Below are 24,928 nucleotides of genomic sequence, written 5' to 3' on the forward strand. Positions count from 1 at the left end.
GCCGTTCCCGAGGGAACCAATGACACACAAGCGGCTTTCTATAGTGGTACCAAGCGTGGGTTCCCGACAAGGGAAACGGGCTCCTGCTTTCTTGTCAATGGCATCACCGTGAACAAGACAATTCAAACTGTCGAAAGTGCCGCAGCCGGCAGCGCTTTCCTGATCGAGGACGTCTATCCCTTGATCGACGGCGGCCGCTTTGCCGTGAAGCGGATCGCGGGCGAACCGGTCGAGGTCTGGGCCGACATCTACCGCGATGGCGAGGCCGTGATCGCCGCCGCGCTGATCTGGCGTCGCGAGCACGACCGCGAATGGCGGAGCGAGCCGATGAGCCATCACGGCAATGACCGCTGGTGCGGCGCGTTCACGCCCGTTGAGCCCGGCCAATATGTCTATGCAATCGAAGCCTGGACCGACGAGTTCGCCACCTGGTCTCACGCAGTCGCGCGCAAGCGGCGCACGGGAGCCGATGTCAGCCTCGATGCGATCGAGGGCGCCGGGCTCCTGACCAAGGCGCATGGTGCGCGGCAGGACGCGGCAGCGGTCATCATCAGGCAGTGCGAGGATTATCTCAGGAACGGCGACGTCGCTTCACTGCTCGCAGCCGAGCTCGGCAAAGCCATGGCCGAGAGCCAGTCGCGGCCCGACCTCGCGCGCTCGCCGCTCTTCCCGCTGACCATAGACCGCGATAGGGCGCGCTTTAGCGCCTGGTATCAGATGATGCCGCGCAGCCAGAGCGCATTGGCGGGCCGGCATGGCACGCTGCGCGACTGCATCGCGCGCGTGCCCGATATCGCCGCCATGGGCTTTGACGTGCTCTACTTCACGCCGATCCATCCCATTGGCCACACAAGCCGCAAGGGCCGCAACAACGCGCCGGTGGCAAATGAGGGCGAGCCCGGCTCGCCCTATGCGATCGGCTCGGCCGAGGGCGGCCACGATGCGCTGCATCCCGAGCTCGGCACGATCGAGGATTTCCGCGCGCTGGTTGCCACATGTCTCGAGTACGGGCTCGAGCTTGCGCTGGACTTCGCGGTGCAGTGCTCGCCGGACCATCCCTGGCTGACGCAGCATCCGGAATGGTTCAAATGGCGGCCGGACCGCTCGGTGCGGATGGCGGACGGCCCCTATTCCGACATCGTCATACCCGATTTCGCCTCGGTGGATCGCGTCGGCCTGTGGAACGCGTTCCGCGATGCCATGCTGTTCTGGATCGACCATGGCGTGACCATCTTCGCCATCGACAATCACGACACCGCCCCGCTTGCGTTCTGGGAGTGGCTGACCCACGACATCCGCCACCGTCGCCCCGAGGTGATCCTGTTCTCCAAGACCTATGCACGGCCAAAGCTGATGAAGGGCCTCGCCAAGCTCGGCTTTGCGCAATCCTTCACCTATTTCCCCTGGCGCACGGAAAAGTGGGAGCTGGAGCAATATCTCGGCGAGCTGACGCGCTATCCCGAGCGCGATTTCTATCGTCCGCACATGTTCGTCAACACGCCTGACCTATTGCCTTTTCACCTCCAGAGCGGAGAGGCCTGGGCATTCAAGTCGCGCATTGCGCTGGCGGCGACGCTCTCGGGCAATTACGGCATCTTTGGCGGATTCGAGCTGCTGGAGCATGAGGCGATTCCCGGCCGCGAAGAATATCTCGATTCCGAGAAATACCAGATCAGGCAGCGTGACTGGGACAAGCCCGGCAACATCAAGCCCTACATTGCCGCGCTCAACCGCATCCGCAACGAGAACGCGGCGCTTCAGCAGACGGCGAATTTGCGCTTCCTCGGCATCGAGGATGGCGAGACGATCGCTTTCGTGAAGGAGGCGACAGATCCGGCCAACACCGTCGTCATCGTGATCGCACTGTCACGCCATGAGCGCGAATGCTGGCTTCCACTCGGTGACGTCACCGTTGACGCCGGCGGACAGCGACACCATGTGACGACACTCGAAAACCTCCTCACCGGCGAACAGTCCCGCGTCGAATGGGGCGGGGCCAGGTTGCGTATCGATCCCGACCGCGATCCGGCGCTTCTGTTCCGCTGCCTGGCGTAGGGGTTCACGCCATGAATGTTCTGTCTTCCGTCGACACCAAGAAAGTTGAGGCTGCCGAGATCGTGGACGAGCTCTGGTACAAGGACGCCATCATCTACCAGCTCCACGTCAAGGCCTTCGCCGACAGCAACAATGACGGCATCGGCGACTTCGCCGGACTGACCGAGAAGCTGCCCTATCTCCAGGAGCTCGGCGTCACCGCGCTGTGGCTGCTGCCGTTCTATCCCTCGCCCGGCCGCGACGACGGCTACGACATCGCCGACTACGGCTCGGTCAATCCCGATTTCGGGACGATGAAGGACTTCAAGCGCTTCATCCAGGAGGCGCAGAAGCGGGGCCTGCGCGTCATCACCGAGCTCGTCGTCAACCACACCTCGGACCAGCACAAATGGTTCAAGCGCGCGCGGCGCAGCCATCCGGGCTCCAGCGCGCGCAACTGGTACGTCTGGAGCGACACCGACCAGAAGTACCAGGGCACGCGCATCATCTTCACCGACACGGAGAAGTCGAACTGGACCTGGGATCCCGAGGCCGGCGCCTTCTACTGGCACCGCTTCTTCTCGCACCAGCCGGACCTCAATTTCGACAATCCCCGCGTGGTCAGCGCCCTCATCCAGGTGATGAAGCGCTGGCTCGATGCCGGCGTCGACGGCTTCCGCCTGGACGCCATTCCCTATCTCTGCGAGCGCGAGGGCACCTCGAACGAGAACCTGCCGGAGACGCATGCGATCATCAAGCGCCTGCGCCAGGAGCTCGACGCGTATTCCAAGGGCAAGCTGCTGCTGGCCGAGGCCAATCAATGGCCGGAGGACGTGCAGGAATATTTCGGCCGCGGCGACGAGTGCCACATGGCCTACCATTTCCCGCTGATGCCGCGCATCTACATGGCGATCGCGCAGGAGGACCGCTTCCCGATCACCGACATCCTGCGCCAGACGCCGGACATTCCGGCGAGCTGCCAATGGGCGCTGTTCCTGCGCAATCATGACGAGCTGACGCTGGAGATGGTCACCGACGTCGAGCGCGACTATCTCTGGACCACCTACGCCAACGATCCCCGCGCGCGCATCAATGTCGGCATTCGCCGGCGCCTTGCGCCGCTGATGGACAACGACCGGCGCAAGATCGAGCTGATGAACTCGCTGCTGCTGTCGTTCCCCGGCACGCCGATCGTCTATTACGGCGACGAGATCGGCATGGGCGACAACATCTATCTCGGCGACCGCAACGGCGTGCGCACGCCGATGCAGTGGAGCCCCGACCGCAACGGCGGCTTCTCGCGCTGCGACCCGGCCCGTCTCTATGCACCGCTGATCATGGACCCGGTCTACGGCTATGAATCCGTGAACGTGGAAGCGCAGTCGCGCAGCCTGTCCTCGCTGCTCAGCGCCACCAAGCGGCTGATCTCGGTGCGCAAGTCGACGCTCGCCTTCGGCCGCGGCACCATGACCTTCATCCGCCCGGCCAACCGCGCCGTGCTCGCCTATGTCCGGCAATACCGCGACGAGGTGATCCTCTGCGTCGCCAATCTCTCGCGCGCCGCGCAGGCGACCGAGCTCGACCTGTCGCCGTGGAAGGACCGCATCCCGCAGGAGATGCTCGGCCGCACCCGCTTCCCCGCGATCGGCGAATTGCCCTACATGATCACGCTGGGGCCCTACGGCTTCTACTGGTTCCAGCTGCAGGAACGCGACAAATCCGAGCCGGTGACGCCGCGCGCGGTGCCGGAGTTCGAGACGCTGGTGGTGCCGGTGAACTCGAACTGGGTGTCGCTCGCCCGCGAGCGCGGCGTGTTCGAGCGCGACGTGTTGCCGGGCTTCCTGGCGCGGACGCGGTGGTATCCCGAGCACAATCCCAAGCAGATCAAGACCGCGCTGACCTCGGCGGTGCCGTTCTGCGACATCGGCGACAACCGGCCCTGGATCGCGTTCTTCGAGACCAAGCAGGGGGACGCGGCCACGCGCTACGTGCTGCCGCTGCAGATCGAGTGGGTGCGCTTCGATCGCGAGCGCTTCAACCCCAAGGCGCTGGCCGCCGTGCGCCAGGGCGCGCGCGAAGGCACGCTGCTCGACGTCGCGACCGACCAGATCTTCATCGGCCTGTTCCTGCGCAATCTGTCGCAGAATCTCGTGGTGGAAGAGAACAATCTGCGGCTGGACTTCAAGCCCACCAGCCGCTTCGCCGATTACACCATCAAGGAGCCCGAACGCATCCGCGCCATCGAGCAGTCGAACAGCACCGCGCTGGTCGACAACCAGTACGTCGCCAAGATCTACCGCCGGCTCGAAAGCGGCATCAGCCCCGAGATCGAGATCGGCCACTATCTCACCGAAGTCGCGCGCTTCGCCAACACGCCGGCGCTGCTCGGCAGCGTCGAGCTGGTCGAGGGCAACCAGCGCAGCGCGCTCGGCGTGCTGCATGCCTATGTCGAGAACCAGGGCGACGGCTGGACCGTGACCACGGGATATCTCGATCGCTATATCGACGAGCAGCGCGTGGCGCCGGCCGATAAGATGCCACGCGAGACCCAGGAGCAGGCGCCGTATCTGCATTTCATCGCGCAGATCGGCCGGCGGCTCGCCGAGCTGCATGCCGCGCTCGCCGCGGCAAAGCCCGATGATCTCGCCCCGGCGCCGATCGACGCCGCCCAGACCAGGGCCTGGCTGTCCGACTTCAAGGCGCGTGGCGAGCGGATTCTCGAGCGGCTGGCCGACAGCCGCGACGGGCTGCGGGAGGCGGACCGGCCCCTGATCGACCGGCTCACGGCGATGCGCGCGAGCCTGTCCGACGGCCTGAATGCGCTCTTGCCATCCGGCATCGGCGGGTTGAACATCCGCCATCATGGCGACTTCCGGCTCGGGCAAACTCTGATCGTGAAGGACGATATCTTCATCATCGACTTCGACGGCGATCCGCGTGTGCCGCTGGCCAATAAGCGGCGCAAGGCGCCGGCCGCGCGCGACGTCGCCGGCCTGATCCACTCGATTGACCTTTCGGTCAGCGCAGCGCTGAACCGCGCGCTCACGGGCGCTTCCGACGAGCAAGACCGGCTTGCGGCCGCGCTCGACGAATGGCGCGAGCGCGCCACCGCGACCTTCCTGTCCGCCTACCGCGACGCCATGACCGATCGGAGGCTGTGGCCGGAAGATCGGCAATCCGGGGAAGGCCTGTTAAGGTTTTTCCTGCTTGATCAAGCGTTCGATGACGTAGAGTACGAGCTGTCCCACCGGCCCGAGGGGCTCCATGCGCCGCTGACCGGACTGCTTCGCATTCTGTCCAGTGCCGAGAGCGAAGCCCATGCCTAAACTGCCAGCCGAAGCCTACGCGATCATCGAGGGCCGCCACTCCGACCCCTTCCACTATCTCGGGCTGCATCCCGAGGGCGGCAAGAGCGTGGTGCGTGCCTTCCTGCCCGAGGCCACCAATGTCGAGGCGGTCGGCGAGCATGGCGAGGTCGCGCCGCTCGACCGCGTGCACGATTCAGGCCTGTTCATTGGCCCCCTGCCCAATGGCTCGAAGCACTATCAGCTGCGTGCAAAGTTCGGCAACAACGTCGTCGAATTCGAGGATGCCTACCGCTTTCCGCCGATCCTGACCGATTTCGATCTCTACCTGCTCGGCGAAGGCACCCATCAGCGCCTCTACGACAAGCTCGGCGCGCATCCGATGCGGCTCGAGGGCGTCGACGGCATCGGCTTCGTGGTGCTGGCGCCAAATGCGCGGCGCGTATCCGTGATCGGCGACTTCAACTTCTGGGATGGGCGGCGTCACCCGATGCGGGTGCGCGGCAGCGGCTATTGGGAATTGTTCATCCCGCATGCGAAGACCGGCGATCACTACAAGTTCGAAATCATCGGCCCGCACGGCCACCTGCTGCCGCTGAAATCCGATCCGCTGGCATTTGCCAGCGAGCTGCGGCCGAAGACGGCTTCGATCGTGTTCGACGAGGCGCGTCTGGCGCGGCCGCGCCCGGCGCCAGACGGCATCAACGCGCTGTCGGCGCCGATGTCGATCTACGAGGTCCATCTCGGCTCGTGGCGGCGCAAGAACGGCAATGAATGGCTGACCTATCGCGAGCTGGCCGAGCAGCTGCCGGCCTACGCCCGCGACATGGGATTCACGCATCTCGAATTCCTCCCCGTCAGCGAGCATCCTTTCGACGGCTCCTGGGGCTATCAGCCGACCGGCCTCTACGCGCCAACCAGCCGCTTCGGCCCACCCGATGACTTTGCGACACTGGTCGATGCCTGCCACCGCGAAGGCATCGGCGTGCTGCTGGACTGGGTGCCCGGTCATTTCCCGGACGATCCGCACGGGCTCGGACATTTCGACGGCACCTCGCTCTATGAGCACGCCAATCCGCTCCAGGGCCGCCACCTCGACTGGGGCACGCTGATCTACAATTACGGCCGCACCGAAGTGACGAACTTCCTGGTGTCGAATGCGCTGTTCTGGCTGGAGCGTTATGCGATCGACGGCCTGCGCGTCGATGCGGTCGCGTCCATGCTCTATCTCGACTACAGCCGGCCGCCCGACGCGTGGATTCCGAACCAGTATGGCGGGCGGGAGAACATCGAGGCGATCGACTTCCTGCGTCGTTTCAACACGGAAGTGTTCGCCCGCTTCCCGCAGGCGACGACTGCCGCGGAAGAGTCCACTGCCTGGCCTCAGGTCTCGCGCCCGGTCGAGTTCGGCGGGCTCGGCTTCGGCTACAAATGGAACATGGGCTGGATGCACGACACGCTGAACTACATCAGCAAGGATCCGATCTATCGCAAGCATCACCACGGCGAGATCCTGTTCGGCCTGCACTATGCGTTCTCGGAGAACTTCATCCTGCCGCTGTCGCATGACGAGGTCGTGCACGGCAAGCGCTCGATCCTCGGACGGATGCCCGGCGACGAGTGGCAGCGCTTCGCCAATCTACGCGCCTATTACAGCTTCATGTTCGGCCATCCCGGCAAGAAGCTGCTGTTCATGGGCGCGGAGATCGCGCAAAGCCGCGAATGGAATCACGACCAGTCGCTCGACTGGCACCTGCTCGAATACAAATACCATTCCGGCATCCAGGCGCTGATCCGCGACCTCAACCGGCTCTACCGCGCGGTGCCGGCGCTGCACCAGATGGATTGCGACCAGGCCGGTTTCGAATGGCTGATCACCGACGATGCCAACCGCAACGTGTTCGCCTGGCTGCGCAAGGGATTCGACGAGCACGCACGGTGTCTCGTCATCGTCAACTTCTCGCCGAACGTCTACCGGAACTATCGCGTTCGTGTGCCCCTCGGCGGCAAGTGGAAAGAAGTGCTCAACTCGGATTCCGCCCATTATGGCGGCAGCAACGTCGGTAACATCGGCGAAGTTCATGCCGAGAGCGGCGAGCTCCGCCTCACCATTCCGCCGCTCGCCGCGATCTTCCTCGTTCCGGAAAGCTGATCGATGCGCCTGACCGCTGGATCGCCCGCACGGCTCGGCGCAAGCTGGGACGGACGCGGCACCAATTTCGCGCTGTTCTCCGCCAGCGCGCAGAAGGTCGAGCTCTGCCTGTTCGACGCGCAAGGCCGCCGCGAGCTCGAGCGTATCGAGCTGCCTGAGAAGACCGAGGATGTCTGGCACGGCTATCTCAACGACGTCTCGCCCGGCCAGCTCTACGGCTACCGCGTGCACGGCCCCTACGAGCCCGAGCACGGCCATCGCTTCAATGCCAACAAGCTGCTGCTCGACCCCTATGCCAAGCGGCTCGCCGGGCGGCTGGTCTGGAGCGATGCGCATTTTGCCTATCGCACCGGCTCGCCGCGCGAAGACCTGTCCTTCGACCGGCGCGACAATGCGCGCGGCATGCCGAAGGCCGTCGTGGTCGACGAGACCTTCAACTGGGGCCGCCGCGAGATCCGTCCCAACATCCCCTGGGAGGACACCATCATCTACGAGGCCCACGTCAAGGGCCTGACCCAGAAGCGCAATGACGTGCCGCCGAATTTGCGCGGCACCTATGGCGGCCTGTCCTCGCCGGCGATGATCGAGCACCTGAAGAGGCTCGGCGTCACCACGGTCGAGCTGCTGCCGATCCACAGCTTCGTCGACGACCGCATCCTCGTGGAAAAGAAGCTCGCCAATTACTGGGGCTACAACACACTGTCCTTCTTCGCGCCCGAGCTGCGCTACGCCCAGGACAATGCGCTCGATTCCTTCCGCACCACCATGGCGCGGCTGCACGATGCCGGGATCGAAGTGATGCTCGACGTCGTCTACAACCACACCGCCGAGGGCAACCACCTCGGCCCGACGCTGTGCTATCGCGGCATCGACAACGCCTCCTATTACTGGCTGAACCGCGAGAACCCGCGCTACTACGACGACTTCACCGGCTGCGGTTCGTCGGTGAACCTCACCCATCCGCGCGTGCTGCAGATGGTGATGGATTCCCTGCGCTACTGGGTCGAGGTCTGCCACGTCGACGGCTTCCGCTTCGACCTCGCCACCACGCTGGCGCGCGGGCCGAACGGTTTTGACCGCGGCAGCTCGTTCCTGACCGCGGTCCGGCAGGATCCGGTGCTGGCGACCGTCAAGCTCGTCGCCGAGCCCTGGGACCTCGGCCTCGGCGGCTACCAGGTCGGCGCCTTCCCCTCGCAATGGTCGGAATGGAACGATCGCTATCGCAGCGCCATGCGCCGCTACTGGAGCGGCGAAGGCAGCCTGATCGGCGACATCTCCAGCCGCATGACCGCGTCGTCCGACCTGTTCAACCACGACGGGCGGCGGCCGCGCGCCAGCATCAACCACATCACCGTCCACGACGGCTTCACGCTCGCCGACCTCTTCAGCTACAACGAGAAGCACAACGAGGCCAATGGCGAGGACAATCGCGACGGCTCCAACGACAATCACAGCAACAATTGCGGTGTCGAGGGGCCGACCGACGATCCCAACATCATCGCCCTGCGCCGGCAGCTGCGCAAGAACGTGCTGGCCTGCCTGATGCTGGCGCAGGGCGTTCCGCTGATCCTCGCCGGCGACGAGGTCGGCAACTCGCAATCCGGCAACAACAACGCCTATTGCCAGGACAACGAGGTCGGCTGGGTCGGCTGGGACAATCTCGGCAAGGAGGGCGACGACATGGTCGACTTCGTCGCCCAACTCGCCGACATCCGCCGCCGGTTCTCGCAGCTCCGCAGCCATCGCTGGCTCGATGGCCGGCCGAAGGACGGCAGTTCCTACGGCGCGCTGTGGCTGACGCCTGAAGGCAACGAGATGACGGAGAGCGACTGGACATTCCCGGATGGGCGGTTTCTCTCCTATGTGATGGGGCCGATGGAACCGGGCAGGGCTGCGATCTTTATCGTATTGAACGCCGCCCCCGAAGAGATTGCATTCAAATTGCCCCAAATGGCCGAATACAAGAGCTGGCAGCAGATCCTGAACACGACCGATGCCAAATTGAACACGATGGACTTCCTGCCAGGGAGCGACAGCAAGGCGCCGCCGCGCTCCGTGCTCGCCTTCGCGGGGGCGCCATGAGGCCATCCTTCGGGGCGAGGCCGACCAAAGACGGCGTGTCGTTCCGGCTATGGGCGCCCGCAGCGCGCCGTGTCGACCTCCTGCTCGACCGCAGGCACGCGATGCCGCGCCGGCAGGATGGCTGGTACGTCGCCGACATCGCCGGCCTCACCGCCGGCAGCCCCTACAAGTTCAGGATCGACGACGCGATCGACGTGCCGGATCCTGCTTCGGCCTTCCAGCCCGAGGACGTGTTCGGCCCGAGCGAGGTGATCGACCACGACGCCTTCGTGTGGCGCGCGCGCGAATGGCGCGGCCGTCCCTGGGAAGAGACGGTGCTGATCGAGACCCATGTCGGCACCTTCACAGCCGAAGGCACCTACCGCGCCATGATCGACAAGCTCGATCATCTCACGGCGACCGGCATCACTGCGCTGGAATTGATGCCGCTGGCCGATTTCGCAGGACGCCGCGGCTGGGGCTATGACGGCGTGCTGTGGTATGCGCCCGACGGCGCTTATGGCCGGCCCGAAGACCTGAAGACGCTGATCGACGAGGCGCATCTGCGCGGGCTGATGGTGTTACTCGACGTCGTCTACAATCATTTCGGTCCGGAAGGAAACTATCTCGGCCGCTATGCGCCGACCTTCTTCACCGATGCGCACACGCCGTGGGGCAGTGCGATCGATTATCGCGTGCCGCAAGTGCGAGCCTTTGCCGTCGAGAACGCGCTGTCCTGGCTCAGCGACTATCGCTTCGATGGCCTCAGGCTGGATGCCGCCAACCACATCATGGCGATCCCGGGCGAGCAGTCCATGCTGCAAGACCTCAGCGTCGCCGCCGGCGAGCTCGCCAAGGCCACGGGACGCCACATCCATCTCGTGCTGGAGAACGGCGACAACCGCGCCAGCCTGCTCGACGCCGCACAGGAGCCGCCGAACGGAAAATATCGCGGACAGTGGAACGACGATTATCACCACGTCTGGCACGTGATGCTGACCGGCGAGCATGCCGGCTATTATGGCGACTACCAGACGCCGCGCATGGATCTTGCGCGCGCGCTGGCCTCCGGCTTCGTCTATCAGGGCGAGATCTCGGAATTCTGGGGCAAGAAGCCGCGCGGCGAGCCGAGCGGCAAGCTGCCGCCGGCGACCTTTGTCAATTTCCTGCAGAACCACGACCAGATCGGCAACCGTCCGCTCGGCGAGCGGCTGGAAAGCCTGGCATCGCCAAAGCAGATCGAGGCTGCGCTCGCGATCACCCTGCTGGCGCCGATGGTGCCGATGCTGTTTCAGGGTGAGGAATGGGGCTCGACGGTCCCGTTCCCGTTCTTCTGCGATTTCCAAGGCGGACTCGCCGACGCCGTGCGCAATGGGCGCAAACAGGAGTATGCCTGGGCTTACGAAAAATACGGCGATGAGGTGCCAGATCCGTTCGATCCGGCAACGCTGCAATCGGCCGTGCTCGACTGGACTGGCCGCACGGCGGAGCAGGACGCGCGGCTTGCGCTGGTGCGAGAGCTACTCGCGCTCCGCCGCAAGGAGATCATGCCGCGGCTCAAGGGCGCGAGCTTCGGCGACGCCGAGGCGGTCGACGACGGCCTGCTCACCGCGCATTGGCGTATGGGCGACGGCACGGTTCTGCGCTTGACCGCAAATCTCTCGGATCACGAGATCATGTCCGACGTCAGCGCGGGCACGCCGATCTGGGGCGGCGGGGCCGGCGAGCGGCTCCCGCCCTGGTCGGTGGTCTGGCGCCTCGGAGGGTGACATGCCTCCCGCCATTCCGCTCGCGACCTACCGGCTTCAGCTCACCGCGGATTTCGACTTCGACAAGGCTGCCGCAGTTGTGCCTTACCTCAAGGCGTTGGGGGTCACGCATCTCTACGCCTCGCCGGTGATGAAGGCGCGCAAGGGCTCGACCCATGGCTACGACACGGTCGATCACAGCCAGTTCAATCCCGAGCTCGGCGGCGAGCCTGGCTTTGCGCGGCTGAGCGACGCGCTCAACACGCACGATCTCGGGCTCATCATCGATTTCGTGCCCAACCATGTCGGCGTGCATTTCGCCGACAATCCCTGGTGGCTCGACGTGCTGGAATGGGGTCAGGCCTCGCCGCACGCGGCCTCCTTCGACATCGACTGGGATCAACTGGCCTATCGCGCCCGCGGCGGCGTGCTGCTGCCGATCCTCGGCACATCCTACGGCGAGGCGCTGGAGCGCGGCGACATCGAGCTGCGATACGATCCTGACGAGGGAAGTCTCTCCGCCTGGTATTTCGAGCATCGCCTACCCGTCGCCCCCGAGCGCTATGGCGAGGTGCTGCGGGTGGTCGTCAAGGAGGCGGACGCGGCGGAAACGGAGCCCGGCAAGCGCCTGCTGTCGCTCGCGGCGCGCTACACCGGACTGCGCCGTCCCAACCGCAAGGAAGCTCCCGGCTTCAAGACCGAGCTCAAGGAGATCGCAGGCGCCGCCGACATCATCGGTCGCGGTCTCGCCGCCTATCGCGCCGGCAAGGACCGCCCGGCACAGACGCTGACGCTGCATCATCTCCTCGAGCGTCAGCACTACAAGCTCGGGCACTGGCGGCTTGCCTCCAGCGACATCAACTATCGCCGCTTCTTCGACGTCAACGGCCTCGCCGGCTTGCGCGTCGAGGACGCGAGCACATTTGCGGCCACGCACCGGCTGGTGAAGCAGCTCATCGCCGACGGCAAATTGCAGGGAATCCGGCTCGATCACATCGACGGCCTGCGTGACCCCGCACAATATTGCCAGCGGCTGCGCCGGCTGGTGCGCGACGCCCAAGGCAACACAAAGCCCTTCTATACGGCGATCGAGAAGATCCTGTGCGAGCACGAGCGCCTGCCGCATTTCGCCGGCGTCCAGGGCACCACCGGCTATGAGTGGATGAACGTCATCACTCATGTCTTGGTCGATCCCAACGGCCTGGAAGCGCTGGACGAGACCTGGCGCCAGATCAGCAACCGGCCGCCGCGGCTTGCGCCTTACGTCAAGGACGCCAAGCGACGGGTGCTGGAGACGCTGCTCACCAGCGAGTTCACCGTGCTGACGCGCCTCTTGGCGCGCATCGCCAACGGGCACTACTCGACCCGCGATTTCTCCGCCGACAGCCTGCGCCAGGCGCTCGAGCTCTATGTGCTGCATTTCCCGGTCTACCGCACTTACCTCACGACCAGCGCGCCGACCGCACACGATCGCAAGCTGATCGAGGAGACCATCGCGCATGCCCGTGCGGAATGGTTCGCCGCCGACGAAGGCATTTTCGACTTCCTGCGCGATGCGCTGACCATGGACCTGCTCAAGCCCGGCCGTCCTCCGCACAGCACGCCGCGCGTGCGCCGGTTCGCGCTGAAGGTGCAGCAATTCACCGGGCCGGTGATGGCGAAGTCGCTGGAGGACACCGCATTCTATCAATTCCACCGGCTGCTTGCGCTGAACGAGGTCGGCGGCGATCCCGCGAGCGCTGGCCTCACCATTCCCGTCTTTCACCAGGCCATGCAGGCCCGCGCCAGGGAATGGCCACAAGGCATGACCGCGACGGCCACCCACGACACCAAGCGCGGTGAGGATGCCCGCATGCGGATCGCGGGCTTGAGCGAAATTCCCGGCGAATGGACCAGCGCGGTGGCGCGCTGGAAGGTTTTGAACGCGCCGCATCTCACACTCCACGGCAATTTCCGCGCGCCGTCGGCGACGTTCGAGTACATGCTGTACCAGACCCTGCTCGGCGCCTGGCCGCTTCAAGGGACGGCCGATGGCAGCTTCGTCGAGCGCATCCAGGCCTATGCGCTCAAGGCCGCGCGCGAGGGCAAGGAGGAGACGAGCTGGCTCAATCCGCATGAAGCGTATGAGAGCGGCATCCGCGACTTCATCGAGAAGATCCTCGACCCCGCCCGATCCGCAGAATTCCTGGAGGCATTGCAAACCCTGGCTCGCCGTGTCGCGCTGCTCGGCACGTTGAACTCGCTGAGCCAGCTCACGCTCAAGGCGACGCTGCCGGGCGTGCCGGACTTCTATCAAGGCACCGAATTCTGGGACCTGTCGCTGGTCGATCCCGACAACCGCCGTCCGGTCGACTTTGCCGCGCGCCATGCGGCGCTGAAATCATTGGAAGCGCCGGATTGGAGCGGCCTGATCGAGAGCTGGCCGGACGGCCGGCTCAAGCTGGCCTGGACACGGCATCTCCTGCAGTTGCGCAGCGAGCTCGCCGACGTCTTCGCGCAGGGCGACTATCACCCGCTGGCAGTACGGGGCGCACATGCCGGCCACGTCATCGCGTTCGCGCGTCGCCATGGCCGCGCAGTCGCGATTGTCGTGGTCGGGCGTCATTTCGCGCCGTTCACCCAAGCGGGCCGGGAATGGCCGGCATTGGAGGGTTTCGACGCCACGATCGACATCACCGGCTATACCGCGCCCGGCCTTGCCGGTAGCGACTTGCCGCTCGCGCAGGCCTTCCGCGATTTTCCCGCCTCAGCCATCGCGGCCCGAACGGCTAACGCCATCAGACCCCAGCGGGAGCGCGTGCGCGCCTGAAGTTACTTTCTCCCGTCCTTGGTCAGCAGCAATTGGCCGCGCTTCCTGATCGTCGCCTGCGCCATCTCGGCAAAGCGCTGCAACAGCCAGGGCAGCACCACCTCGACCCGGACCTGATCGTCGGCGACGTCGACCTGGCCGGTCGCGACCTGCCCGAGCGCACGGATGCGGAAGTTCATGCTGTCGCCGCTCCAGCGCTCCTCCTCGACCTGCATCACGGGAATGCTCGCCGCGGCGCGGCCAAGCCCTGCCTTGAGCCGGCGCACCGCCTCCTCGCGACCGAGACGATGCGGAATTGAGACGACAAGCGGCGCTGACATGGTCCTAATCCCCAGCTGACTGCCCCTCACCTCATCATGCCAGATGGAAGGGCAAAGGTTCCATGCGAGTTGATCCTGTGACCGGCCCTGTCATGGCCGGAACTATAAAACCTGCGGCAAGTTGCTCCCACACGACGGGACAGGTGCAAACGACCCTTTCAACAAAGGGCTGAGGAGATTCGCATGTCAATCGGCACGATCATTCTGATCATTCTGGTCATCGCCCTGCTCGGCGGCTTCAGCGGCATCGGCGGCGGTCCGTTCTATGGCACCGGCTATTATGGCGGCGGCGGCCTTGGACTTGTCATCGTCATTCTGCTGATCCTGCTATTGATGGGACGGATTTAGTCAGGCGGTCATTCCGGGGCGCGCGCAAGCGCGAACCCGGAATCTCGCGCCGCAAACCTCTGGATTCCGGGTCTGCGCTTCGCCCATCCCGAAATGACGTTTTGGAAAGCGCCTACTTCACCTTCCCCGCCAGCTTCTTCATTGCCGCCTTGATCGATGCGGCGGCATCGTCATAACCCTCCCACGCCTTCGATCGCGCTAGCAGGCCCGGCACGGTGCGCAGCGTGTAGCGCTTGGGATCGAGATCGCTCTTCACCTGCGCCCAGGTCAGCGGCATCGATACCGTGGCCCCGGCGCGCGCACGCGGCGACAATGCGGCAACCGCCGTCGACATGCGGTCGTTGCGCAAATAGTCCAGGAAGATCTTTCCGTTCCGCAGCTTCTTCGACATGTTGAGCAGATAGCGTTCGGGATCGTCATCGGCCATCCACTGGCAGACGCCTTGCGCAAACGCCTTGGCCTCCTTCCAGCTCACCTTGTCGCGCGCGCCATGGAGCAGCGGCACCACGATGTGCAGGCCCTTGCCGCCGGTGGTCTTGCAAAAGCTCTCCATGCCGACGTCGGCCAGCCGCTGCCGCATCTCCTTCGCGGCCTCCACGACATCGGCAAACTCGACGTCCGGCGCGGGATCGAGGTCGAATACCAGCCGGCCCGGCGTGTCATAGGCATGAGGCGCGCAATTCCAGGGGTGCAGCTCGACGCCGCCGATCTGCGCCACCGCAGCGAGCCCCTCGATCCGATCGATTTGCAGGTACGGCTTGCGATCGCCGGAGACTTTGGCGAGCTCGAGCAGGTTCGAGGTTCCCTGCATGGCGTGGCGCTGGAAGAACTTTTCGCCGCCAATGCCGTCCGGTGCGCGCAGAATCGAGCAGGGGCGGCCCTTGATATGCGCGATCATCCAGCCGCCAACCGCTTCGAAGAAGCGCGCGAGATCGAGCTTCGTGACACCCGCGCCATCGCCGCCGTCGGGCCACAGCTCCTTGTCCGGCTTCGAGATCACGACGCCCATCACCTCGGCGATGCCGGCATCCTTCGACCGTGTGCCTGTCTTCGGCACTGCGCGCTTCCTTGCCGAGGGCTTGGCAAGCTCCGTGTCGACAGGCGTCTCGGCCTCGACCTCCTCAGCGGGCTTGTCCTGCCGCAAGCCCTTGAACGCGGCCTGGCGGATATTGCCGTCGGCGGTGAAGCCGGCGAACTCGATCTCGGCGACGAGCTCCGGCTTCAGCCAGTGCACGTCGCGCGTCTTCTTCGGCGCGTTCTTGCCGCCGAACGGACTCTCCTTGACCTCCATCGCCTTCAGCGACGGCATGATGCGCTTCACCTTGTCGGCGCCAAAGCCGGTGCCGACCATGCCGACAAAGACGAGATGTTCACCGCGGTGCACGCCCGCCATCAACGAGCGGAATTTGCCGCTGGTGGTCTTGTAGCCGCCGATCACGACCTCGTGGCCGGCGCGGCATTTGGCCTTGGTCCAGCTCTCGGTGCGACCGGAGCGATAGGGCGAATCGAGCTTCTTCGAAACCACCCCTTCCAGTTCGAGCTTGCAGGCCGATTGCAACACGGCGTCACCACCGCTCTCGAAATGCTCGACATAGCGGATCTGGCTCGATTTGCGCTTGCGCGCCTCCAGCAATTCCTTGAGCCGGGCCTTGCGCTCGCCGAGCGGGAGCCGGCGGTAGTCCTGATTTTCCGCGAACAGGAGATCGAAGGCGAAGAAGATGAGGTCTTCGGTCTTGCCGTCCGACAGCGCGGCCTGGAGCGAGGAGAAGTTCGGCGCACCGTTGTGGTCGAGCGCGACGATCTCGCCGTCGATCATGACGTCCGGCAGTGACGTCGCCTCCTTCGCGATCGAAGCGAACTTGTCGGTCCAGTCGAGGCCCTTGCGTGTCTTCAACGTCGCTTCGCCATCCTCGACCCGGAGCTGCACGCGGTAGCCGTCGAACTTGATCTCGTGGCACCAGCCCGCACCGGCCGGCGGCCGCTCAACGGGTGTGCAGAGCTGCGGTGCGATGAAGTCCGGCATCTCCGCGACCTTCCTGGCGTTCGTGGCCGTCGTCGTCTTCTTTCCGGTCTTTCTGGCCTTCAACGCCGTGCGCGGCGCTGGCTTCACCGTGCGCCCTTTCGTCTCCTCGGCATGGTTGGATTGCCAGACTGCATCGGCCTTGCCCTTGGCGCCCTTGGCCAGCATGAACGGCTTCGGCGCGCGGCCCTTGCCTTCGGCGATCTGCTCCATGGCGCGGCCGGAGGCAACGGACCTGTCCTGCTCGAGAATGTCGTTGTCCGCGCCTTCGCGGACATAGTCGTCACGATGCTTGATCAGGAGCCAGTTGGTCCGCTTCTCGCCGCCGCGGTTGCGCATGCGCACCAGCACCCAGCTTCCCTGCAGCTTCTCGCCGTGCAGGGTGAACTTCAGGTCGCCCTTCCTAAAGCCGGCTTCGGGATCATCGGATTCCCAGGTGCCGCGGTCCCACAGCATCACCGTGCCGCCGCCATATTGCCCTTCCGGAATCGTGCCTTCGAAATCGCCATAGTCGAGCGGATGATCCTCCACCTCGACCGCCAGCCGCTTGTCGTGCGGATCGAGCGAGGGCCCTTTCGTCACCGCCCAGGACTTGAAGACGCCGTCGAACTCGAGCCGGAAGTCGTAATGCAACCGCGTCGCATCGTGCTTCTGGATCACGAAGCGCCGCTGCTTCGAGGGGGCCACTGCGGTCTTGCCCGATGGCTCGGGCGTCTTCTCGAAGTCACGCTTCTGTCGGTAAGTGGAGAGTTTTTGCAGCACGACCGGTCCCGCTTCTCTTTCGGCATTCAAGCCTATCACGGCAAAAGTCCCGCCCGGAACCAAAACCCTATGGGGCGGTTGGGGTTCCAAAACGCCTTGAAAACGCTGGAGAATGGAATGGCCCCGCGCGCCTATTGGAAGGGAACGTTGAAGCTGTCGCTGGTCAGTTGCCCGGTCGTGCTCTATCCGGCGACCACTGCGGCCGAGAAAACGCGGTTTCACCTGATCAACCGTGAGACCGGCAACCGGCTCAAGCAGCAGATGATCGATTCCGAGACCGGCGACGTCGTCGAGAGCGACCAGAAGGGGCGCGGCTACGAGCTGCGCAAGGGCAAATATGTCGAGATCGAGCCGGAGGAGCTCGAAGCAGTCCAGATCGAGAGCAATCACACCATCGACATCGAGAGTTTTGTGCCGAGCGAGGAGATCGATCAGCGCTATCTCAACCACCCCTATTACATCGCGCCGGATGGCAAGGCCGCGGTCGACGCCTTCGCGGTGATCCGCGACGCGATGAAGGACGAGGAGCGCGTCGCGCTCGCCAAGATCGTGCTCACCAACCGCGAGCATGTCATGGCGATCGAGCCGCTCGGCAAGGGCCTGCTCGGCACCACGTTGCGCTTCCCTTACGAGCTGCGCGACGAGGACCAGTTCTTCGACGACATCAAGAGCCCGAAGATCACCAAGGACATGGTCGAGCTCGCCGGCCATATCCTGCACACCAAGGCGGCGCATTTCGACCCCAGCAAATTCAAGGACGAATACGAGGACGCACTGAAGGCACTGGTGAAGCGCAAGGCCAGCGGCAAGAAGATCGAGCTGCCGGAGCCCGAGGAGCGGCCGAGCAACGTCATCAGCCTGATGGACGCGCTGAAGCAGAGCCTGAAAGGACGCGGCGGCAAGAAGACGGCGGCGAAGTCACATGCGCGGCGTGCGACCGGGCGGCATCGTAGCGCGCGGAAGACCCACCGGACCGCGGCGAGGCACAGGAAGGCGGGGTAGCAAGCCCACCGTCATTCCGGGGCGATGCGAAGCATCGAGCCCGGAATCCATCACGCCGGGCGCGACGAGCGGAGAAATGGATTCCGGGTTCACGCTGACGCGCGCCCCGGAATGACAGCGGGGCCTAATCCCCCGCCTTCAGCCGGTACCCGATCCCCGTCTCGGTCAGCACGTATTGCGGGCGTTCCGGATCGGCTTCGATCTTCTGGCGGAGCTGCCGGACATAGACGCGTAGGTATTGCGCGTCGGTCAATTCGTCCCAGAGTTCCTTGAGCAGGAAGCGGTGGGTGAGCACCTTGCCGGCATGCTGCACCAGCACGCGCAACAGGTCATATTCCTTTGGCGAGAGCTTCACGTCCCGATCCCCGACCTTGACGATGCGGCGGACGAGATCGACAGAGAGATCGCCGGTGCGGAACACCGGGCGCTCGCCCTTGACCTGAAGCTGGTGACGCAGCGCGGCGCGCAGGCGCGCCAGGAGCTCCTCCATGCCGAACGGCTTGGTCAGATAATCGTCGGCACCGAGATCGAGCGCCTGGACCTTGCCGGCTTCGTCGCCGCGGCTCGACAGCACCACGATCGGCACGCCGTCGTTGCGGGTGCGGATGGTGCGGAGCAGCTCATGCCCCTGAACGTCGGGCAGGCCGAGATCGAGGATGATCAGCGCCGGCTCTTCGTCGAGCTTCTCCAGCGCAGTCTTGCCGTTCGACGCCTCCAGGATCTCGTAACCTTGCGTCGTCAGCCCCATCCGCAGCAATTTGCGGATCGGCGGCTCGTCGTCGATAACCAGGACCTTGATCGGAGCAGCGCTCATGCGGCGGTATCCAATGCGTGGCTCTCTGCCGGAACGGGCAGGCGGATGGTGAGGACCGCGCCACTCCGCTCGCTGCGATTGGCAGCGGAGATCGTGCCGCGCATCGCCTCGACGAAGCCGCGGGAGATGGCGAGCCCGAGCCCGGTGCCGGGGCCGACGTGATCGCCTTTCTGCACGCGATAGAACTTGTCGAACACGCTCTCGAGCTCGTTAGGCGGAATGCCGGCCCCCTCATCCGCGATCTCAAGCACGACATGGCCGTCGTCGCGCCGGCCGCGGATCGAGATCGTGGTCTCGGGTGGCGAATATTTGGCGGCATTGTCGAGCAGATTGAACAGCACCTGCTCGAACAGCACGGCGTCGAGTTCGAGCATCGGCAGATCGGCCGCCAGCACCAGCTCGACCTTGTGGCGGTTAAGGATCTTGCTGGCACGCCGCAGCGCGCTGCCCACGATTTCACCGAGATCGTGCAGCGCCGTATTGGGCACGATAGCGCCGGATTCGAGCTTGGTCATGTCGAGCAGATTGGCAATGAAGCGGTTGAGCCGCTCGGATTCGTCGATCACGGTGGCGAGCAGGTCGCGCTTCTCGGTGTCGGAGAGGGCGCCGGCGAGATCGCGCATGGTGGAGGCCGCTCCCAACACGGAGGCGAGCGGCGTCTTCAGGTCATGCGAGATCGAGGTCAACAGCGCCGAGCGCAGCCGCTCGGATTCGACGGTGCGCTTGACACGGTCCATGTCCTCGACCAGCAGCACGCGCTCGATCGCGAGCGCGCCTTGGTCGACCAGCGCGTCGAGCAGCCGCCGTTGGTCCGGCGTCAGCAGCGGGCCGGTGCGGTCGTTGTCGATGCCGATCACCCCGATCGGGCCGCGCCCGGTACGCATCGGCAGAAACAGTCGTTTTGCGCCCGGCAACGTGTCCGAGCCGCGGCCGGCGGGGCGATCGTTGCTCCAGGCCCAGTTGGCGGCGGCAAGATCGGCCTGATCGAGCTCGTCCTCGGGCGGATAGCCTGATTTCACCGTGAGCAGGCCTTCGTCCGGCAACAGCAGCACCACGCGCACCTTCAGCATCAATGCGATCTGATAGGCGGTCGCCCACAGCACGTCGTCGAGCGTGGCGGTGCCGGCCAGCTTGCGGCTGAAGGCATAGAGTTGCTCGGTCATCCTGATGCGGCCGATCGCGGCATCGGCCTGCGTGCGCACGCGCGCTGCGACATTGGAGACGATCATCGCCACCACCATGAACAGGATGAAGGCGGCGACGTTGGTCGGATCGGTGATCGTGAAGGTGTAGATCGGCGGGATGAAGAAGAAATTGTAGCAGAGCGACGCCGCCACGGTCGCCAGCAGGGACGGCCATAAACCATAGCGCACGGCAACTGCCACGACCGAGGTCAGCAGCACGAGATCCACGTTCTCGATGCCGAAGTAAGGCTGGATCAGCTTGGCGGCGCCGAGGCCGATCAGCACGATCCCGAGCGCCTTCAGATAAGGCAGGGGGTTGAACGGCTCCGAGCGCGCAGCGGTCTGCACCGCAGTCATGGGCGCGGCCTCGCCGGGCAGCTCGTCACCGGCGATGACGTGGACGGTGATGTTGCCGGCGCGGCGCACCAGATCGTGCACGACGGAGCCGCGCGTCATCTCGAACCAGCGCGAGCGCGTCGACTTACCGATCACGATCTGGGTGACGTTGTTGGCTTGCGCGAAGTTGACGACGTCATCGGCGATGCGGCGGCCGACGGCGGGAATGGTCAAGGCCTCGCCGCCGAGCGATTCCGCCAGCCGCAGCGTGTCGGCCAGCCGGTCGCGCTCCTCGTCGGACAATTGCAGCGAGCGCCGCGTCTCGATCGAGATCGCGGTGAACGGCGCGTGCAGCCGGTCGGCCAGCCGCTTGGTATAGCGCACGAGGCCGGCCGCGCGCGGGTCCTCGCTGACGCAGACCAGGATGCGCTCACCCGCGGCCCAGGGCCCGGGAATCGCATTCGCCTGCATGTGAGTGAGCAGCTGCTCGTCGACCCGCTCGGCGGTGCGCCGCAGCGCGAGCTCGCGCAGCGCCGTCAGGTTGCCCGGCGAGAAGTAATGCTCCAATGCCCGCTCGGCCTGCTTGGGCACGTAGACCTTGCCCTCCTTCAGCCGCTGGATCAGATCGTCGGGCGTGAGGTCGATCAGCTCGATCGCGTCGGCGCGGTCGAATACCGAATCCGGCACGGTCTCGCGCACCCGGACATGGGTGATCTGGGCAACGACGTCGTTCAGGCTCTCGATGTGCTGGATATTGACGGCGGTGTAGACGTCGATGCCGTGGGAGAGCAGCTCCTCGACGTCGAGATAGCGCTTGGGATGGCGGCTGCCGGCCGCGTTGGTGTGGGCGAGCTCGTCGACCAGCGCAATCTGCGGCCGCCGCGCGATCACCGCGTCGAGGTCCATCTCCTCGACAATCTGGCCGCGGTAGTCCAGCCTCTTGCGCGGGACCACTTCCAGCCCCCGCACCAACACCTCGGTCTCGGCGCGGCCATGGGTCTCGACGAAGCCGACCACGACATCGATGCCGGCCTTGCGCTTGGCGTGGGCGCTTTGCAGCATCTCGTAGGTCTTGCCGACGCCGGGAGCGGCGCCGACGAAGATCTTCAGCCTGCCGCTCGCGCTCTCCTCCCGGCGCGCCGCTTCCAGCAGCGCCTCGGGCGACGGACGTTGTTCGGGATCGCGGCGCTCTCGGACCATCTTCCCAATATAATCACCTGTGCACTGCGAGCCTAGACCGCTACTTCGCCACCGCCCGATCGAGCGCGAGATTCAGCGCCAGTACGTTAACGCGGGGTTCGCCAAACAGGCCAAGCAGGCGCCCTTTGGTGTTGGCGTCGACGAGCTGCCTGAGCTGATCCTCCGGAATATTCCGTGCCTTTGCCACGCGCGGCACCTGAAATTGCGCTGCTTCCGGCGAGATGTCGGGATCGAGGCCGCTGGCCGATGTCGTCACGAGGTCGACCGGCACGGCCGCATTCGGATTCTCGGCCTTCAGCTTGTCCACATCTTCCTTCAGCCGGTCGGCCAGCGCCTTGCTGGTCGGGCCGAGATTGGAGCCGCCGGAATTGGCGGCGTTGTAGGGCGCGGACACCGTCTTGGTCGAATCATTCGGGTCCGGCGCCAGCGTCGCCGAGGGACGGCCGTGGAAGTATTTGGCGTCCTTGAATTCCTGGCCGATCAGGGCGGAGCCGACCACCTTGCCGTCCTTTTCGATGAGGCTGCCCTGCGCCTGCACGGGAAACAACGTGCCGGCAATGCCGGTCATGGCGAGCGGATAGGCCAGGCCAGTGATGGCGGTGAGCGCCAGCAACAGGACGATGGCGGGGCGGATTTCTCTGAGCATGTTGGTCTCCTAAATCTTCGTCATTGCGCGCGGCGGCTTGCGCCGCGCGACGACGGTCAAGCCAGGTGCAGGGCGGTGACCACGAGGTCGATCGCCTTGATGCCGATGAAGGGAATGAGGATGCCGCCCAGGCCATAGATCAGCAGGTTGCGCCGGAGCAGCGCGCCGGCGCCGACCGCCCGATAGGCGACGCCCTTCAGCGCCAGCGGGATCAGTGCGATGATAACAAGCGCGTTGAAGATGCTCGCCGACAGGATGGCGCTCTGCGGGCTCGACAGGTTCATGACGTTGAGCACGTTGAGCTGCGGGTAGAACGCCAGGAACATCGCCGGGATGATCGCAAAATACTTGGCGACGTCGTTGGCGATCGAGAACGTCGTCAGCGCACCGCGCGTCATCAACAGCTGCTTGCCGATCTCGACCACCTCGATCAGCTTGGTCGGGTTGGAGTCGAGGTCGACCATGTTGCCGGCCTCGCGGGCGGCCTGGGTGCCGGTGTTCATGGCGACACCGACGTCGGCCTGGGCGAGCGCCGGGGCGTCATTGGTGCCGTCGCCGCACATCGCCACCAGCTTGCCCTTGGCCTGCTCGTCGCGGATCAGCTTGAGCTTGTCCTCGGGGGTTGCCTGCGCCAGGAAGTCGTCGACGCCGGCCTCGGCCGCGATGGCGGCGGCCGTCATCGGGTTGTCGCCGGTGATCATGATGGTGCGGATGCCCATGCGGCGGAGTTCGGCGAAGCGCTCACGAATGCCGCCCTTGACGATGTCCTTGAGCTGGACGATCCCGAGCAGCTTGCCATCCCTGGCGACAGCCAACGGTGTGCCGCCGGACTTCGACACGTCATCGGCAATGGCCTGGATCTCGCGGCCGAGCTCGGAAAGTGCGGCAGGCTGCATCGCCCGCGCCGTGTTGCCGGAGGCAACCGCGGTCGGCGCGCCGCCACCGACATAGTTCAGCATGGCATCGACCGCGCCCTTGCGCACCGAGGAGCCGCCGGCATCGACACCGCTCATGCGGGTCTGCGCGGTGAACGGGATGAAGGTGGCGCCGAGCTCCGCCATGTCGCGGCCACGAATGCCGTATTTCTCCTTCGCCAGCACGACGATGGAGCGGCCTTCCGGCGTCTCGTCCGCGAGCGAGGCGAGCTGGGCGGCGTCCGCCAGCTCCTGCTCGGTGACACCGCGCACGGGACGGAAGGCGGTCGCCTGCCTGTTGCCGAGCGTGATGGTGCCGGTCTTGTCGAGCAGCAGCGTGTCGACGTCGCCGGCGGCTTCGACCGCGCGGCCCGACATCGCCAGCACGTTGAAGCGCACCAGGCGGTCCATGCCGGCGATGCCGATCGCCGACAGCAGCGCCCCGATCGTGGTCGGGATCAGCGTCACGAACAGCGCGACCAGCACGATCACCGAGATCGAGCCGCCGGCATAGGCCGCGTAGCTCGGGATGGTGACGGTGGCGAACACGAAGATGATGGTGAGGCCGGCGAGCAGGATGTTGAGCGCGATCTCGTTCGGCGTCTTCTGCCGCTCGGCGCCCTCGACCAGCTTGATCATGCGGTCGATGAAGGTCGAGCCCTGGGCTGCCGTGATGCGGACGCGGATCCAGTCCGACAGCACCTGCGTGCCGCCGGTCACCGCCGAACGGTCGCCGCCGGATTCGCGGATCACGGGCGCGGACTCGCCGGTGATGGCGGCCTCGTTGACGGAGGCGACGCCCTCGATCACTTCACCGTCCGAAGGGATGGTGTCGCCCGCCTCGACCAGCACGAGATCGCCGACCTTCAGGCTCGTGCCCGGCACGAGCTTGTAGTCGCGGCCCGCGCCGCTCAGGAGCTTGGCCTGGCTCTCGGTGCGGGTCTTGCGCAGCGTCTCGGCCTGCGCCTTGCCGCGGCCTTCGGCCACGGCTTCGGCAAGGTTGGCGAACAGCACCGTGAACCACAGCCAGAGGATGATCTGGAAGGTGAAGGCGAGATTTTCCCCGCCGGTGACGAGGTCGCGGACGAAGATCACGGTGGTGAGCGCGGCCACGATCTCGACCACGAACATCACGGGGTTCTTGATCATGGATCGCGGATCGAGCTTGGTGAAGGCAGCACCAATCGCAGGCAGCACGATTTTCGGATCCAGCATCGCCGAGACCGGCATGCGCTTGTTGGGTTTAGAAACTGGTTCCATGGAGGTCACTCCG

At 65.2% G+C, this 24,928-nt stretch carries 14 protein-coding genes; 8 read left to right on the forward strand and 6 right to left on the reverse strand.

The window, feature by feature from the left end; all coding sequences use genetic code 11:
- Positions 1–108 precede the first annotated feature (108 nt).
- The 6 genes from CVM73_RS10685 to treY are packed head-to-tail and all read left to right on the forward strand — an operon-like array spanning position 109 to position 14,109.
- Positions 109–2,055 (forward strand): maltotransferase domain-containing protein, encoded by a 1,947-nt coding sequence (locus CVM73_RS10685; RefSeq protein WP_100231971.1) that lies wholly within the window; start codon positions 109–111, stop codon positions 2,053–2,055.
- A gap of 11 nt (positions 2,056–2,066) precedes the next feature.
- The gene (treS, locus tag CVM73_RS10690) at positions 2,067–5,360 is read left to right on the forward strand and encodes a maltose alpha-D-glucosyltransferase (RefSeq protein WP_100231972.1); all 3,294 of its coding nucleotides are present in this window, start codon (positions 2,067–2,069) and stop codon (positions 5,358–5,360) included.
- Positions 5,353–7,491 (forward strand): 1,4-alpha-glucan branching protein GlgB, encoded by a 2,139-nt coding sequence (glgB, locus tag CVM73_RS10695; RefSeq protein WP_167406764.1) that lies wholly within the window; start codon positions 5,353–5,355, stop codon positions 7,489–7,491. The genes treS and glgB overlap by 8 nt, the downstream gene beginning before the upstream one ends.
- Positions 7,492–7,494: 3 nt before the next feature.
- On the forward strand, positions 7,495–9,573 hold the full coding sequence (gene glgX / locus CVM73_RS10700; protein WP_100231974.1) for a glycogen debranching protein GlgX: 2,079 nt from the start codon (positions 7,495–7,497) through the stop codon (positions 9,571–9,573).
- Positions 9,570–11,321 carry a malto-oligosyltrehalose trehalohydrolase gene (treZ, locus tag CVM73_RS10705; RefSeq protein WP_100231975.1) on the forward strand — a complete coding sequence of 584 codons (1,752 nt, stop codon included), beginning with the start codon at positions 9,570–9,572 and terminating at the stop codon, positions 11,319–11,321. Before glgX ends, treZ begins: the two co-directional genes overlap by 4 nt.
- 1 nt (position 11,322) lies before the next feature.
- The gene (gene treY, locus CVM73_RS10710) at positions 11,323–14,109 is read left to right on the forward strand and encodes a malto-oligosyltrehalose synthase (protein WP_100231976.1); all 2,787 of its coding nucleotides are present in this window, start codon (positions 11,323–11,325) and stop codon (positions 14,107–14,109) included.
- 2 nt (positions 14,110–14,111) lie between these two features.
- Here treY and CVM73_RS10715 read toward each other — a convergent pair whose 3' ends face one another.
- Positions 14,112–14,429: a polyhydroxyalkanoic acid system family protein gene (locus CVM73_RS10715; protein WP_100231977.1), complete on the reverse strand. Its 318-nt coding sequence runs from the start codon at positions 14,427–14,429 to the stop codon at positions 14,112–14,114.
- A 183-nt stretch (positions 14,430–14,612) separates the two neighbouring features.
- Between CVM73_RS10715 and CVM73_RS10720 the strand changes: the two genes are divergently transcribed.
- Entirely contained in the window at positions 14,613–14,777 is a 165-nt protein-coding gene (locus tag CVM73_RS10720) for a DUF3309 family protein (protein ID WP_018318514.1), read from the forward strand.
- A gap of 112 nt (positions 14,778–14,889) precedes the next feature.
- Here CVM73_RS10720 and ligD read toward each other — a convergent pair whose 3' ends face one another.
- Entirely contained in the window at positions 14,890–17,559 is a 2,670-nt protein-coding gene (gene ligD / locus CVM73_RS10725) for a DNA ligase D (protein WP_100231978.1), read from the reverse strand.
- Positions 17,560–17,676: 117 nt separating this feature from the next.
- On the opposite strand from ligD, the gene ku reads away from it, so the two are divergent.
- Entirely contained in the window at positions 17,677–18,561 is an 885-nt protein-coding gene (gene ku, locus CVM73_RS10730; RefSeq protein WP_100231979.1) for a non-homologous end joining protein Ku, read from the forward strand.
- A 124-nt stretch (positions 18,562–18,685) separates the two neighbouring features.
- On the opposite strand, the gene CVM73_RS10735 is transcribed toward ku, so the two are convergent.
- From CVM73_RS10735 to kdpB, 4 genes are read right to left on the reverse strand one after another with little or no spacing between them, the layout of a single operon-like run.
- Positions 18,686–19,375 carry a response regulator gene (locus CVM73_RS10735; RefSeq protein WP_100231980.1) on the reverse strand — a complete coding sequence of 230 codons (690 nt, stop codon included), beginning with the start codon at positions 19,373–19,375 and terminating at the stop codon, positions 18,686–18,688.
- Entirely contained in the window at positions 19,372–22,095 is a 2,724-nt protein-coding gene (locus CVM73_RS10740; protein ID WP_100231981.1) for a sensor histidine kinase, read from the reverse strand. Before CVM73_RS10740 ends, CVM73_RS10735 begins: the two co-directional genes overlap by 4 nt.
- A 40-nt stretch (positions 22,096–22,135) precedes the next feature.
- Complete coding sequence (locus CVM73_RS10745) at positions 22,136–22,741, reverse strand: K(+)-transporting ATPase subunit C (protein WP_100231982.1); 606 nt, start codon at positions 22,739–22,741, stop codon at positions 22,136–22,138.
- A gap of 56 nt (positions 22,742–22,797) precedes the next feature.
- Positions 22,798–24,915, reverse strand: coding sequence for a potassium-transporting ATPase subunit KdpB (gene kdpB / locus CVM73_RS10750; RefSeq protein ID WP_100231983.1), 2,118 nt, complete (start codon positions 24,913–24,915; stop codon positions 22,798–22,800).
- Positions 24,916–24,928: the final 13 nt, after the last annotated feature.

It is taken from the genome of Bradyrhizobium forestalis (genome assembly GCF_002795245.1).
GTDB lineage: Bacteria > Pseudomonadota > Alphaproteobacteria > Rhizobiales > Xanthobacteraceae > Bradyrhizobium > Bradyrhizobium forestalis.

Bases quoted from the DNA above. Each gene is read 5' to 3' on its own strand.
- treS (WP_100231972.1), top strand. From the start codon at position 2,067: ATGAATGTTCTGTCTTCCGTCGACACCAAGAAAGTTGAGGCTGCCGAG.
- glgB (WP_167406764.1), top strand. From the start codon at position 5,353: ATGCCTAAACTGCCAGCCGAAGCCTACGCGATCATCGAGGGCCGCCAC.
- glgX (WP_100231974.1), top strand. From the start codon at position 7,495: ATGCGCCTGACCGCTGGATCGCCCGCACGGCTCGGCGCAAGCTGGGAC.
- treZ (WP_100231975.1), top strand. From the start codon at position 9,570: ATGAGGCCATCCTTCGGGGCGAGGCCGACCAAAGACGGCGTGTCGTTC.
- treY (WP_100231976.1), top strand. From the start codon at position 11,323: ATGCCTCCCGCCATTCCGCTCGCGACCTACCGGCTTCAGCTCACCGCG.
- CVM73_RS10715 (WP_100231977.1), bottom strand. From the start codon at position 14,429: ATGTCAGCGCCGCTTGTCGTCTCAATTCCGCATCGTCTCGGTCGCGAG.
- CVM73_RS10720 (WP_018318514.1), top strand. From the start codon at position 14,613: ATGTCAATCGGCACGATCATTCTGATCATTCTGGTCATCGCCCTGCTC.
- ku (WP_100231979.1), top strand. From the start codon at position 17,677: ATGGCCCCGCGCGCCTATTGGAAGGGAACGTTGAAGCTGTCGCTGGTC.
- CVM73_RS10735 (WP_100231980.1), bottom strand. From the start codon at position 19,375: ATGAGCGCTGCTCCGATCAAGGTCCTGGTTATCGACGACGAGCCGCCG.
- CVM73_RS10740 (WP_100231981.1), bottom strand. From the start codon at position 22,095: ATGGTCCGAGAGCGCCGCGATCCCGAACAACGTCCGTCGCCCGAGGCG.
- CVM73_RS10745 (WP_100231982.1), bottom strand. From the start codon at position 22,741: ATGCTCAGAGAAATCCGCCCCGCCATCGTCCTGTTGCTGGCGCTCACC.
- kdpB (WP_100231983.1), bottom strand. From the start codon at position 24,915: ATGGAACCAGTTTCTAAACCCAACAAGCGCATGCCGGTCTCGGCGATG.